Here is a 12,968-nt window from a genome sequence, read left to right on the forward strand (position 1 = left end):
CCCTTCGCCCCGTCTTATAGGCAGGTTACCTACGTGTTACTCACCCGTCCGCCGCTAAGTTGTTTTGGAAGCAAGCTTCCAAAACAACTCCGCTCGACTTGCATGTATTAGGCATGCCGCCAGCGTTCGTCCTGAGCCAGGATCAAACTCTCCAAATTGGTATTTAGAAAGAGCGAAATGCTCATTTTGAAACAAACTGGCGAGAATTTACATTCTCTATCAAATGATTTCTCATTTGTTTTGATTTCACTTATCGCAAAATCTACTCACTCGTTGTTCAGTTTTCAAAGACCAATTTTTCTCTTTCGTTGGCACCAGATGTTCTCGGCGACAACTTCTATATCATATCATGCTACCCTGCATTTCGTCAAGCTCTTTTTTTGAGAAAGTTTATTTTCTCATTTCCGCCTTTCGGCAAGCTGTAATGCCTTTTCAAGGGGCGAGAAATAATATAACACGGTTTGGTATCACACGTCAACTACCTATTAAATATAATTTTAATCCATACAGAAGAGCTACGCCAGGAAGACCTAATACCGTGACTGTTCCTATCGTTATCGGATTCAATGGAATATATACCGAAGTCATAAGTCCTGAGTAATTAACCAAATATATCCCCAACGTAGCTAGCACCAAATGCGTTCCAAACACAGTTAGCCACCCAAGGCCTAATTTCTTCTTAATGACAATAAACAAGATAGCGAATAAAGACACTATAAGCACACCCATTGCAATCCACCTTATCAATGCTCATTCTCCTTTCATATGGATACTTTTAGAATTACCTAATACTGTTTCATTCATGATTCTTCCCTTTTGATTACTTGCCTCTAGATAATGGTTCGAAACGATCCCTAACTTCTTTGCTTGTTTCAGATGCATTTGATATTTGCGTTCAGCAGCTTCCAACATATATATAGCATAGTCCACTTGATCCTCACCCAGCGCTTCCTCAAAATACATAAATGCTTCTTCCCAATGCGCCTTTGACTGAAGAATTTCTTCAAAGATCCCCCCGTTTAATTCTTCCTCTCTTCCCTTAATCCTTTTGAGTGTAGTATCCCATGGTTTTTTCAATCTCTTCATAACTATGCTCCTCCTTTATCTCGTATCTCCCACTTCCATACATATCGAGAAAAGGACAAACTTAGAACAAAAAAAAGAAGCCCTTCGCAGGACTTCTCATTTTCATATAACGATTATTCAATCATGGAATCAGCGAAGCTCTCTACGACCTTCCAAGGCTTTGGACAATGTAACCTCATCCGCATACTCCAAATCGCCACCTACAGGTAGCCCATGGGCAATACGAGTCACTTTAATGTCAAAGTGCCGGATCAACCTAGAAACGTACATCGCTGTCGCTTCACCTTCGATATTAGCATTGGTAGCCAGAATAAGTTCCTTCACTCGTTCATCTGTTAGTCTATTCAATAATTCCTTTAGGCGAATGTCATCAGGACCAATCCCCTCCATAGGAGAAATCGCACCTTGAAGAACGTGAAAGTATCCATTAAACTCCTTAGTACGTTCAATGGCCACAACATCCTTATGATCTTGAACAACACAGATCACTGAAGGATCTCGGGTCTTATCCTGACAAATACGACAAGGGTCGGTATCCGTAATATTGCAGCAGACAGAGCAGTAATGGAGATTTCTCTTCACACTAACGAGCGCCTTAGCAAAATCAATGACATCGTCCTCTTTCATCGTAATTACATGAAATGCCAATCTACTTGCTGTCTTAGGACCTATACCCGGTAATCGAGTAAATGATTCAATCAATTTTGCAATAGGTTCGGGATAATACAAAACTAAAAATCTCCTTCTGCTGAAAAATTAGAACAGGCCAGGGATTTTCATTCCGCCTGTGAATTTACCCATATCATCGTTGGCAAGCTCATCCGCTTTAGTCAGGGCATCATTCACCGCTGTCATCACCAGATCCTGCAGCATTTCTACATCTTCTGGATCTACTGCTTCCGGCTTAATTGTAATCGAGAGCAATTTCTTGTGTCCGTTAACTTCAGCTGTAACTACACCGCCACCAGAACTTCCTTCTACCGTTTTCGTAGCAAGACCTTCTTGAGCTTTTAACATTTGTTCCTGCATTTTCTTCACTTGTTTCATCATTTGATTCATATTATTCATGAGTACCTCTCCTTTTTGGATGCACTTCTATGTGCTATTTATTCTTTTATGACTACAAGGTCTTCTCCAAATAACTGAAGTGCCTCGTCAATCCACGGCTCTGACTTCTCTTCACCATCTTCATGTTCGTGCTCTAACTTTAGTTCTTCTTTAGCCTTTTGTGTAGACCCTTCAATAGCCGTCATCCAGTCTCGTTGCATAATCGTAACCAAATAATAAGCTTTCCCAAGCTTCGACTCCATCACATGCTCGATGACCTGTTTATTAGCAGGCTTCTCGGTAGTCTCTCGGTGAATATTATTCTTAAAGGCTACTAGAATAGAATCTTCTAACACAGACACGGGTTCGCCATCCATAAACCAAGCATGGACGGTCACCTTCGCTTCCTTCACTCCTTGAAGAACCGGACCCCATTGCTTCTGAATCGTCGCAAATGCGTCGCTATTCTTATGCACCAAATATTGATCCAAGTTCGCAGGAAGCTTGGTAGTTGAAGATACTCTTGGTGCCGGCATCCCATTTCCAGATGGTCTTGAGTTTGCATTACCGTCTCGACCATTCCCTGGCGCTGCACCTGTCTGCATGAATTTTTCTATCTTCTTCTCAAGAGCCAATACCTGTTGCTTTAGTAAAGATATCTCGCCTGAATCCGCAGAAAGTGCAGCGGTAGGCCTTTCATTTGAAAGTCCTATCTTCACAACCTCTTGCGAACCGCCAGGTAAGTTACATAACTTAAGCAACGCCACTTCAAATAACGTCTGTGGTTGTGAAGCATATTTCATCTCACTTTGGTAGTGATTCAAAATATCAATCATTTGGAACAGCTGTTCACGAGAGAATGTTTCTGCCATCTCTTTGTATTCCTCAGGATTTAACACCCTGTCCGTCAGCTTGTCCGCGTGTGGAACCATTTTGATCATAAGCAGATCTCGGAAATAATACAACAGGTTCTCCATGCACTTATCTGCACTTTTCCCCTCTTGCATGAAATCCTCAACCATTTGTAATACCAATCCTATATTTCCATCAAGCAAGCCTTGGGCCAATCTCCCAAACTGTTCAGAGGCAATGCCCCCGGTCATGTTTAGCACCTGTTGGTAAGAAACAATATCCTCTGTAAAAGATGCGATTTGATCCAAAATGCTAAGTGCATCCCTCATACCGCCATCTGACAATCGTGCAATATATTGAAGTGCTTCGTCCTCAGCCTTAATACCTTCTTCGTCGCAAATGCGACGTAACCGTTCTGTCTGTTCATCAAGAGACACTCTACGGAAATCAAAACGCTGACACCTCGAAATAATCGTGGCTGGTAGCTTATGAGGTTCCGTTGTGGCAAGAATAAACATCACATGAGGAGGTGGCTCCTCTAACGTCTTCAATAAGGCATTAAACGCTTCTGTCGTCAGCATATGCACTTCATCAATGATATAAACCTTCTGTCTGACTTCCGTTGGTGCATATTTAACTTTCTCACGCAAATCTCGAATTTCATCTACACCACGGTTAGATGCAGCATCAATTTCTTGAACATCCATCACTGCTCCAGCCGTTATACGTCGGCAAGATTCACACTCATTACAAGGTTCCGGTTCAGGCCCCCGCTCACAGTTAACGGCTTTCGCCAGTATTTTGGCAGCGCTTGTCTTCCCGGTCCCCCGCGGACCACTGAACAGGTAGGCATGAGAAACCCGCTGTTCGCGTATTGCGTTTTGCAACGTTTGAATAATATGCTGTTGTCCCACCATGTCCTGAAAAGACTGTGGCCGCCAAGCACGGTACAGCGCTATATGTTCCACTTTGCGTTACCCTCTTTCAACTTCCACTTCATGACGATTAGTCGTATCCTCATTATACTATATTCACGTGTTCTACAAAACTTGAATTCATAATTACACTAAATATTATTTTAGAAAAGCAAAAACATCTTCGCCGAATGGCAAAGATGTTGAATATAAATACTCATATAAATAACAAGACCGTGCACCTGTTATTGATAATTGCGATCCAAGCGGCAATCCTGCGCAGCTACTCAGGCTAGGCTTCCCTTCGGCACAAGAGTAACTTGCTTATGGCTGCTTCCTTCCGGACCTGACCAGGTTCACAAGCACTCATTGCGAAGGACCCAACCGTCAACATAGCACACAGGGACCAAGACCTTACATCGACAATACCTCTAACAGGAATTCAACCTCGCTACAGCGGATTGCGAGTTACAGGGCACCGCTACCTCCCCGTCTAGCACGATGAGATAAAGTATATCTCATGAATGTACATAAATCAACTACCTAATATTCCTTCTTCTTCAATTCCCTAATTCACTTCATCATAATATCAATTCCAGACTCCTATTGTAGAGCGAAAAATATGCCAGTAAACGTCATGAAAAGTCCTCACACTGCATGTATATGAGGTAATAAAAAAACCCCTAACTCTTTACAGAGTAGGGGCTTTCGTATGTTCGGTTCCTCATGCGATCAAGCCGCATAGGTCCAATTAAACGTTGTATTTTTTCTTAAATTTATCAACGCGACCACCAGCATCCAGGAATTTTTGTTTCCCAGTGTAGAACGGATGACAGTTGGAGCAAATTTCTACGCGAAGGTTTTCTTTAACAGAACCTGTCTCGAATGTATTACCACAAGCACAAGTAGCCGTAGTAATGTGAAATTTCGGTTGGATTGATTCTTGCATGACTTTCACCTCTTTCCGCCCTGAGCCTCATGTGGACACAGAGTTTTGTGGACATATAATAGCATTGTATCAGGTTACCTTATCATGTGCAATATTTTATTTAATCATACTGACTTTCTAAAGTGCTACATACTACAACGTAATTACTTTTTTGGACGAGCCATTCCCTCTGGGGGAACATGTGTGAAGGAACCAATAACGACTTCTGGTAACTCCGCCTTAAATATATCGATCATCTGCTTCATACCTAATATTTCACTTTGAGCTTTGGGAATTAACCCCAGATAACTCTCTGGATCAATATTAAGATTTCGCATTTGAATTAATTTCAATCCAGTGCGTCTGCAGAACTCCACCATCGCTTCAATCTCTTCTTCACGATCTGTTACACCAGGGAAAATCAAGTAGTTAATCGAGGTATAGACACCTTGATCTGTAGCATAACGCAATGATTTCTCTACATTAGCTAAATTATATCCTCTAGGCTTATAGTACGCATTATAATGATCATCGAGCGCACTTATCGTACTAACACGCATAAGATCTAAACCTGCATCTACAATTCCGCGCATATGATCGTTTAGTCCAGCATTAGTATTGATATTAATGTAGCCCATATCTGTAACCGATCTAACCTCACGGATAGCATCGATAATGATCTTCGCTTGTGTCGAAGGCTCACCCTCGCATCCTTGTCCGAAGCTAATAATCGATTCCGGTGTCTTCAGATGCTCTAGCATCACTTCTACTAATTCATCTACCCTTGGACGGAAGTTCATACGAGTCTGTGGCGACACAAATCCACTATCATCCGGTTGCTCAGAAATACAACCGAAGCAGCCTGCATTACAGGAATGAGATACCGGGACGCCACCTTCCCATCGATTAAGGAACGTATTAGAAGATGTAAGACACTCATACCCCAAAGCACAATTGGATAAATGGGAATACAGTCTATTATCTGGGTATTTCTCCGTTAAGCGCTTCACACCTTCGTTCAGATCATCCGTATCGCAATTCATAGGATTCCATTTCTCAGGATCATCCGTTAGCTGTGCAGCCACAAAAAATTGACCATCTTTCCACACTACCGCAGAATATCCGAATAACGGAAGTTTATAATCTTTATCAGTCTTCACATAACCCGGTAGATACAATCTTGTGAACCCTTGTGGTAATAACGCTCCAACGGCTTGTGCGTTGTTAGGAAGTGGTCTCATATCGCCACTGTCTGGATCCATACCTACTGCACGAGTACTTGGTAGCCCTACTAGGGTAGCGCCCTCAGGTAGTGGAATGAGCTCATCTTCCATCATTTCAACAATCATCTCTCCACTACGAGCAAGTCCGTAGAGCGAAGGGTGATCAAATACATTTCCTTGTTCATCTGCATATACCAGATACATGATGTTCCCCTCTTTGTAAATAAGCTTTATTTTGCCGCGTGGGACTTTATATTTATACATTCTTTGAACATTACGAATTATGACGACGATACAGATGTTGAAGGCCGTGATGTTCTACGTGCAGGACTGGGCTTACTGCTACTATTGCTGCTACTATTCGTGGCCGGTTTTGCAGAAGCAACATCAAAAGAAGCAATAAATTCATCATTCGTCTTACAATCACGTAATTTCTTGAGGAATCCATCCACAAACTCAAACGAATCATTCATGTTCTTACGAACAGCCCAGATCGTATCCAACTCTTCTTTGCTTAGGAGAACTTCCTCACGACGCGTGCCGGAACGGCGTATATCAATCGCTGGAAAGATACGACGTTCTGCCAACTTACGATCAAGATGCAGCTCCATATTTCCAGTTCCTTTAAATTCTTCATAAATAATGTCATCCATCCGAGATCCTGTATCCACTAAGGCTGTTGCAAGGATCGTCAAGCTTCCGCCCTCTTCCACATTACGCGCCGCACCAAAGAATCGTTTCGGACGATGAAATGCTGCTGGATCTATCCCTCCACTAAGCGTACGACCGGAAGGCGGAATAACTAAGTTGTAAGCACGCGCTAACCGGGTGATACTGTCCATCAAGATGACAACGTCCTTCTTGTGTTCAACTAACCGTAATGCACGCTCCAACACAAGCTCCGCCACTTTAATATGATTCTCTGGTAATTCATCAAATGTAGACGCAATGACTTCCCCTTTTACAGAACGTTGCATATCTGTGACTTCTTCCGGGCGTTCATCAATAAGCAATACAAAAAGTGAAATTTCAGGATTATTAGTGGAAATGCTGTTGGCAATTTCTTTTAAAAGGAGCGTCTTTCCGGCTTTTGGAGGTGCTACTATGAGTCCCCGTTGTCCCAATCCTACGGGTGCAAGTAAATCCATAATTCGTGTAGATAAATGAGTTGGGGAAGTTTCAAGCACAAGTTTCTTTTGTGGATATAGAGGAGTTAGCGCTGGAAAATGCAATCGTTCTGATGCTGTCTGAGGATTTTCTCCATTTACGGCGTTAACCTGGAGTAATCCAAAGTAACGTTCATTCTCTTTCGGTGTTCTACATTTACCTGATACCAAATCTCCAGTTCTCAAATCAAATTTACGAATTTGTGAGGCAGAGATATAAATATCTTGTGTACTTGGTAAATAATTTATAGGTCTAAGAAATCCATATCCTTCAGATAGTATCTCTAGTACACCTTCCATAAACATCAACCCGCTCTGCTCCGCCTGCGCGCGCAAAATAGCAAAAATCAATTCCCTCTTCTTTAGCTGCCCGTAATACGAAATCTGGTACTGTTTGGCCAGTTTGTATAAATCGGTTAGCTTCATTTCTTCCAGATCAGAAATTTGAAGATCCATTTAATAACCACCTATTCAATTTTATAAGTCCATATATCTTATTCAACAATCTATAAAACTATGAAAGCTCTTTATTTAAGATAGCATCACCCAATTAACAAAGAGATATGCAAATTTTACCGAATTATTCCTCGATAAAATTGCATCTCCTTGTAAATGGATTACAGTAAATCACTCTGTTTCACGCCATATCTCTGCTCCAAGTCTACGGAAGTTCTCAACAATGTTATCATAACCACGGTCTATGAACTCGACGCCACTAACTTCCGTAATTCCTTCTTCTACCGTAAGTCCCGCAATAACAAGTGCAGCTCCAGCTCGTAAATCTGTTGCCTTGACCTTGGCAGCATTCAATCTGCTTCCTTCAATGATCGCAGATCGTCCCTCTACACGAATCTTAGCTCCCATTCGAACCAATTCAGGAACATGCTTAAAACGACTACTGTATACAAAATCACTAAGAACACTAACACCTTCAGCTTGTGTAAGAAGGCTCGTCATTGGCGATTGAAGGTCTGTTGGGAATCCCGGATACACGAGTGCCTTTACATCGACAGCTTCATAATTCGCTTGTCCTACAACTCGGATGCTCTCATCAAGCTCTTCAATGTGTACACCCATTTCCAGTAGCTTAGCAGTCATAGCTTCCATATGTTTAGGGATAACATTGTCTATCAGAACATCTCCGCGTGTAGCAGCGGCAGCTATCATATACGTACCTGCTTGGATTCGATCGGGAATAATGGAGTGGCGACAGCCGTGAAGTTCAGATACGCCTTCGATACGAATAGTCTCTGTACCAGCGCCTTTAATTACGGCTCCCATGGAATTGAGGAGTGTTGCAACATCTATGATCTCAGGCTCTTTAGCCGCGTTTTCAATGGTAGTGGAACCTTTTGCACGGGCAGCAGCTAACATGATATTAATGGTAGCTCCAACACTAGAAACATCCAGGTAAATCTTAGCTCCCCGTAGTTCTTTGGCATGCAAATAAATAGATCCGTGCTCATTCGTTACTGTTGCGCCTAGCGCTTCAAAACCTTTAATGTGTTGGTCAATAGGTCGGGGTTCAAAGTTGCAGCCTCCCGGTAGGCCGATCGATGCTTCATTGAATCTGCCTAACATAGCACCCATCATATAATACGAAGCCCTTAGCTTCTTAACAGGGCCATTTGGCATTGGAATAGATTTAATAGAGGAAGGGTCTATCTTCATTTGGCTGCCTTCTCGCGAAACGCTCGCACCAAGATCCTCGAGTATTTCAGCATATACTGCTACATCACTTAAAATCGGCAGGTTATCCAAAATAACTTCCGATTCTGCTAATATGGCAGCAGGTATCAAAGCAATAGCGCTATTCTTGGCGCCACTAATGGATACTGTACCATGTAGCGGACGTCCGCCAGTGATCATCAATTTTTCCATAGCTTAAGGGTCCCCCTACGTGTTTTGCAGCCGGCAAACGATACGCGCTGTTGGCTTTATATGATAAAAGTGGAAAGACACCGACTAAGCGGTGTGCTCTCCATATCAAACTATTCAACTGGACACCCCAAAGGACTTGTCCTGATTCATACAATGTAGAAAGGTATTAAGCTTGGTTACTAGAACCGAACTCACGCATTTTTCCGATAACAGTTTGTTTGATTGCTTCGCGACCTGGTACGATGAATGTACGTGGGTCATATGCGTCTGGTTTCTCAGCAAGCACTTCACGAACTGTTTTTGCAAATACGATTTGGTTCTCTGTATTTACGTTGATCTTGGAAGTACCCAAGGAAATTGATTTCTTGATGTCAGCTTCAGGAATACCTGTACCGCCATGAAGAACCATCGGAATGTTTGTAGCATCACGAATTTCTTCCATTTCTTTGAATCCAAGGTTAGGTTCGCCAAGGTAAGGTCCATGTACGGAACCAAGTGCAGGAGCTAATGTATCGATGCCTGTTTCTTTAACGATACGAATACACTCATCCAACTTAGCATACATAATTCCACCGATAACGTCGTCTTCTTGACCGCCAACAGTTCCAACTTCAGCTTCTACAGAAACACCTTTTGCATGTGCATATTCAACAACTTTTTTCGTCATTTCGATGTTCTCATCAATCGGGTGGTGGGAACCATCGATCATAACAGATGAGAATCCAGCGTCAATCGCTTCTTTACATTTGTCAAAGCTAGAACCATGATCAAGATGGATTGCAACTGGTACAGTGATTTTCATATCGTACAATAGGCCTTCAACCATTTTAACAACAGTCGTGAAACCGCCCATATGACGTGCTGCTCCCTCAGAAACTCCAAGAATTACTGGTGATTTTTCTGCTTCAGCTGCACCAAGAATCGCTTGAGTCCACTCCAAGTTATTAATATTGTATTGACCAACTGCATATTTCCCTTTAAGTGCTTTGTTCAACATGTCTGTCATAGATACTAATGGCATGGTCCAATCCTCCTAAAAAATGTTGTTTTTGTCTATATTATTATGCCGACACCTCATACAAACTATAGTATACCACATCAGATGAAAAATACTAAACAAGCATTTCAAATGAAAAAAGTGTATGTGGCAAGTCTATCGTCGGAAAGCCGCTCATACAGTATAAGTCAATATTCCCAATCCTGCTGTGCAACATAACACACCCCTATACGCAAGGATGAACGCATCCGTCCACTATGGACAGATGCGTTCATCAAGATGATTCAGAAAATAAAGTATGCCCGTTACACTATCTAATCATAGAAAATCTGCATTAAGCAGAATTAATTCCTTATGCACGCTTCTCAAGTATGTTTTTCTTCAGCTGTGTGTTAACAGCTACTCGCATTTCATCAATATCAAATGGTTTCGTGAAATGCATAAGCGCTCCGAGGTCAGTCGCCTCTTTTATCATATCGAGCTCACCGTATGCAGTCATCATAATGACTTTGATATCTGTATTGAGTTCTTTGATCCTTTTGAGAATCTCAAGTCCATCCATACCTGGGATCTTCATATCAAGTAACACTAAATCTGGTGACTCATTCACAACCAGCTCTAATGCCAGTTTGCCGTTTGCTGCCTGAAAAGTATCGTACCCCTCACTACTAAACACTTCCATCAAAAGAATCCGTATACCGTTTTGGTCATCTACGATTAGTAATTTCTTCTTATCCACCCGTTAACAACCCCCAGACACTGAACTTAAATTACTTTAATTCAAGATAATCCCTCATTTCTGAAGGGAATCCATATTATGTTATTCTTCCTCTGCGATTCAAATTCCTTCTATATGTTTAAATTAACATAAAAAAGGCCCCTCTAGTGATATTAACTACAACAAGTCTTATTACTCGACTTCATGACTGTAGCTCTATCCTAAAGAGACCTTAACTAAAAGGGTTTACCCTTGATATTTCACAGATGCTTTAACAAATTCACGGAACAATGGTTGAGGACGATTCGGACGAGATGTGAACTCGGGATGGAATTGCACGGATAAGAACCATGGGTGTCCTGGAAGCTCAATAATTTCTGCAAGACGTCCATCAGGAGAAGTTCCTGAAATAATCATTCCAGCTTTTTCAAGTTCTTCACGGTACTGATTGTTGAATTCATAACGATGACGATGTCTTTCATACACTAGTTCATCATTGTAGCAACTCATAGCTAATGAACCTGGTTGCAACTTACATGGATACAGCCCTAGACGCATTGTGCCACCTAGATCTTCAATATCCTTTTGTTCTGGCAATAGGTCGATGACAGGATACTCAGTCGCAGGATTAATCTCCGAGCTATTCGCACCTTCAAGACCTAGAATTGAACGAGCATACTCAATAACGGATACTTGCATACCTAAGCAAATACCAAAGAAAGGAATGTTGTTCTCACGAACATATTTGATAGCCGTAATCTTACCTTCAATACCACGATCACCAAATCCACCAGGTACTAGAATACCACTAATGCCCTGTAGCATATCCGATACATTCTCAGATGTAATCTCTTCTGCATTAACCCAACGGATCTTAACTTCAACGTTATTATCAAATCCTGCATGAGAAAGTGATTCAACAACGCTCAAATAAGCATCATGTAATGCTACATATTTACCTACAATGGCAATTTCCACTGTTTTGTCTAGCTTTTCAATGCGATGCACAAGACTTTCCCACTCTGTCATATCTGGCAATGGTGTAGTCAACTTCAAATGATTAACTACGATCTCATCAAGACCTTCATCACGCAAATTAAGCGGCACTCTATATAGTGTAGCAGCATCACGACATTCAACGACTGCATTCTCATCAATATCACAGAATAACGCAATTTTAGCTTTCATATCTGCGGATAATTCATACTCCGTACGACATACAATCACATTTGGTTGAATACCAATGCTACGTAATTCCTTCACACTATGTTGAGTAGGTTTCGTCTTCACTTCACCGGCAGCCTTAATGTATGGAATCAATGTAACGTGAATGTACATCACATTATCGCGACCAATTTCACTCTTGATTTGGCGAATAGCCTCAAGGAATGGAAGACTCTCGATATCCCCTACAGTTCCACCAATCTCCGTAATAACAACATCAGAACCCGCTTCACGGCCTGCACGGTATACACGTTCTTTAATTTCATTTGTGATATGAGGAATAACCTGAACAGTTCCCCCTAAATACTCACCGCGACGTTCTTTGCTGATAACTGAAGAATAAATCTTCCCTGTTGTAACGTTACTGTTCTTAGATAAATTAATATCAATAAATCTTTCATAATGGCCAAGGTCCAAATCGGTCTCAGCGCCATCGTCTGTCACAAATACTTCACCGTGCTGGTAAGGACTCATAGTTCCGGGATCCACATTCAAATACGGATCGAACTTCTGGATCGTCACTTTTAGTCCTCTATTTTTGAGCAGCCTGCCAAGTGAAGCAGCGGTTATCCCTTTACCTAAAGAAGACACAACTCCGCCCGTCACAAAAATATACTTTGTCACTGTAAAAAAACCTCCTATTATAAAGTCCAGAAATGCAGGCGACATATGATGTTATCGTAACCTATTACCGTTTCCTTACTCTTGATGGCCAATAACAATATGCGATTTATATCCAAATGCACAGTTTTTAACCCTATTTAAAAAACAAAAAAGTGACACCCGTAGTACGGGGGCACTTTTTATCAATTCAAAATTATTCAAGTTCAATCATAAGCCCATGCAATAGTTTACTCTGTGGCATGTTCTGTGTCAAGTCGCGAATACATTATTCTCAACTTCAACATAGCAAACTCTGATGCGTTCTTTGC

12 protein-coding genes, 1 rRNA gene and 1 other RNA gene are annotated in these 12,968 nt (G+C 41.6%); all 14 read right to left on the minus strand.

What is annotated here, in order from left to right; translation table 11 throughout:
- Positions 1 to 158: ribosomal RNA gene (locus PBAT_RS25745) — 16S ribosomal RNA — on the minus strand; the annotation flags it as partial.
- A 316-nt stretch (positions 159 to 474) separates the two neighbouring features.
- Complete coding sequence (locus tag PBAT_RS04405; protein ID WP_068647054.1) at positions 475 to 744, minus strand: pro-sigmaK processing inhibitor BofA family protein; 270 nt, start codon at positions 742 to 744, stop codon at positions 475 to 477.
- A gap of 6 nt (positions 745 to 750) precedes the next feature.
- Complete coding sequence (locus PBAT_RS04410; protein ID WP_068646975.1) at positions 751 to 1,086, minus strand: DUF2508 family protein; 336 nt, start codon at positions 1,084 to 1,086, stop codon at positions 751 to 753.
- Between the two features lie 129 nt (positions 1,087 to 1,215).
- Positions 1,216 to 1,815 carry a recombination mediator RecR gene (gene recR, locus PBAT_RS04415; protein WP_068646978.1) on the minus strand — a complete coding sequence of 200 codons (600 nt, stop codon included), beginning with the start codon at positions 1,813 to 1,815 and terminating at the stop codon, positions 1,216 to 1,218.
- A gap of 27 nt (positions 1,816 to 1,842) precedes the next feature.
- Entirely contained in the window at positions 1,843 to 2,154 is a 312-nt protein-coding gene (locus tag PBAT_RS04420; RefSeq protein WP_068646981.1) for a YbaB/EbfC family nucleoid-associated protein, read from the minus strand.
- 38 nt (positions 2,155 to 2,192) lie between these two features.
- Positions 2,193 to 3,953, minus strand: coding sequence for a DNA polymerase III subunit gamma/tau (dnaX, locus tag PBAT_RS04425; RefSeq protein WP_068646983.1), 1,761 nt, complete (start codon positions 3,951 to 3,953; stop codon positions 2,193 to 2,195).
- Between the two features lie 180 nt (positions 3,954 to 4,133).
- An RNA gene (ffs, locus tag PBAT_RS04430) (signal recognition particle sRNA large type) lies at positions 4,134 to 4,401 on the minus strand.
- Between the two features lie 249 nt (positions 4,402 to 4,650).
- Positions 4,651 to 4,848 (minus strand): 50S ribosomal protein L31, encoded by a 198-nt coding sequence (rpmE, locus tag PBAT_RS04435; protein ID WP_068646986.1) that lies wholly within the window; start codon positions 4,846 to 4,848, stop codon positions 4,651 to 4,653.
- A 143-nt stretch (positions 4,849 to 4,991) separates the two neighbouring features.
- A complete protein-coding gene (locus tag PBAT_RS04440) occupies positions 4,992 to 6,254 on the minus strand; it encodes a radical SAM family protein (RefSeq protein ID WP_068646988.1) in 1,263 nt (420 codons plus the stop codon).
- A gap of 77 nt (positions 6,255 to 6,331) precedes the next feature.
- Positions 6,332 to 7,672 (minus strand): transcription termination factor Rho, encoded by a 1,341-nt coding sequence (gene rho, locus PBAT_RS04445; RefSeq protein ID WP_068646990.1) that lies wholly within the window; start codon positions 7,670 to 7,672, stop codon positions 6,332 to 6,334.
- 171 nt (positions 7,673 to 7,843) lie between these two features.
- Positions 7,844 to 9,097, minus strand: a complete 1,254-nt coding sequence (locus tag PBAT_RS04450) for a UDP-N-acetylglucosamine 1-carboxyvinyltransferase (RefSeq protein WP_068646992.1) — start codon at positions 9,095 to 9,097, stop codon at positions 7,844 to 7,846.
- A gap of 166 nt (positions 9,098 to 9,263) precedes the next feature.
- The gene (gene fba / locus PBAT_RS04455) at positions 9,264 to 10,118 is read right to left on the minus strand and encodes a class II fructose-1,6-bisphosphate aldolase (RefSeq protein WP_068646994.1); all 855 of its coding nucleotides are present in this window, start codon (positions 10,116 to 10,118) and stop codon (positions 9,264 to 9,266) included.
- A 328-nt stretch (positions 10,119 to 10,446) separates the two neighbouring features.
- A complete protein-coding gene (locus PBAT_RS04460) occupies positions 10,447 to 10,833 on the minus strand; it encodes a response regulator (RefSeq protein WP_068646996.1) in 387 nt (128 codons plus the stop codon).
- A gap of 225 nt (positions 10,834 to 11,058) precedes the next feature.
- Positions 11,059 to 12,660: a CTP synthase gene (locus PBAT_RS04465; RefSeq protein ID WP_068646998.1), complete on the minus strand. Its 1,602-nt coding sequence runs from the start codon at positions 12,658 to 12,660 to the stop codon at positions 11,059 to 11,061.
- Positions 12,661 to 12,968: the final 308 nt, after the last annotated feature.

It is taken from the genome of Paenibacillus antarcticus (genome assembly GCF_001637225.1).
Classification (GTDB): domain Bacteria; phylum Bacillota; class Bacilli; order Paenibacillales; family Paenibacillaceae; genus Paenibacillus_AQ; species Paenibacillus_AQ antarcticus.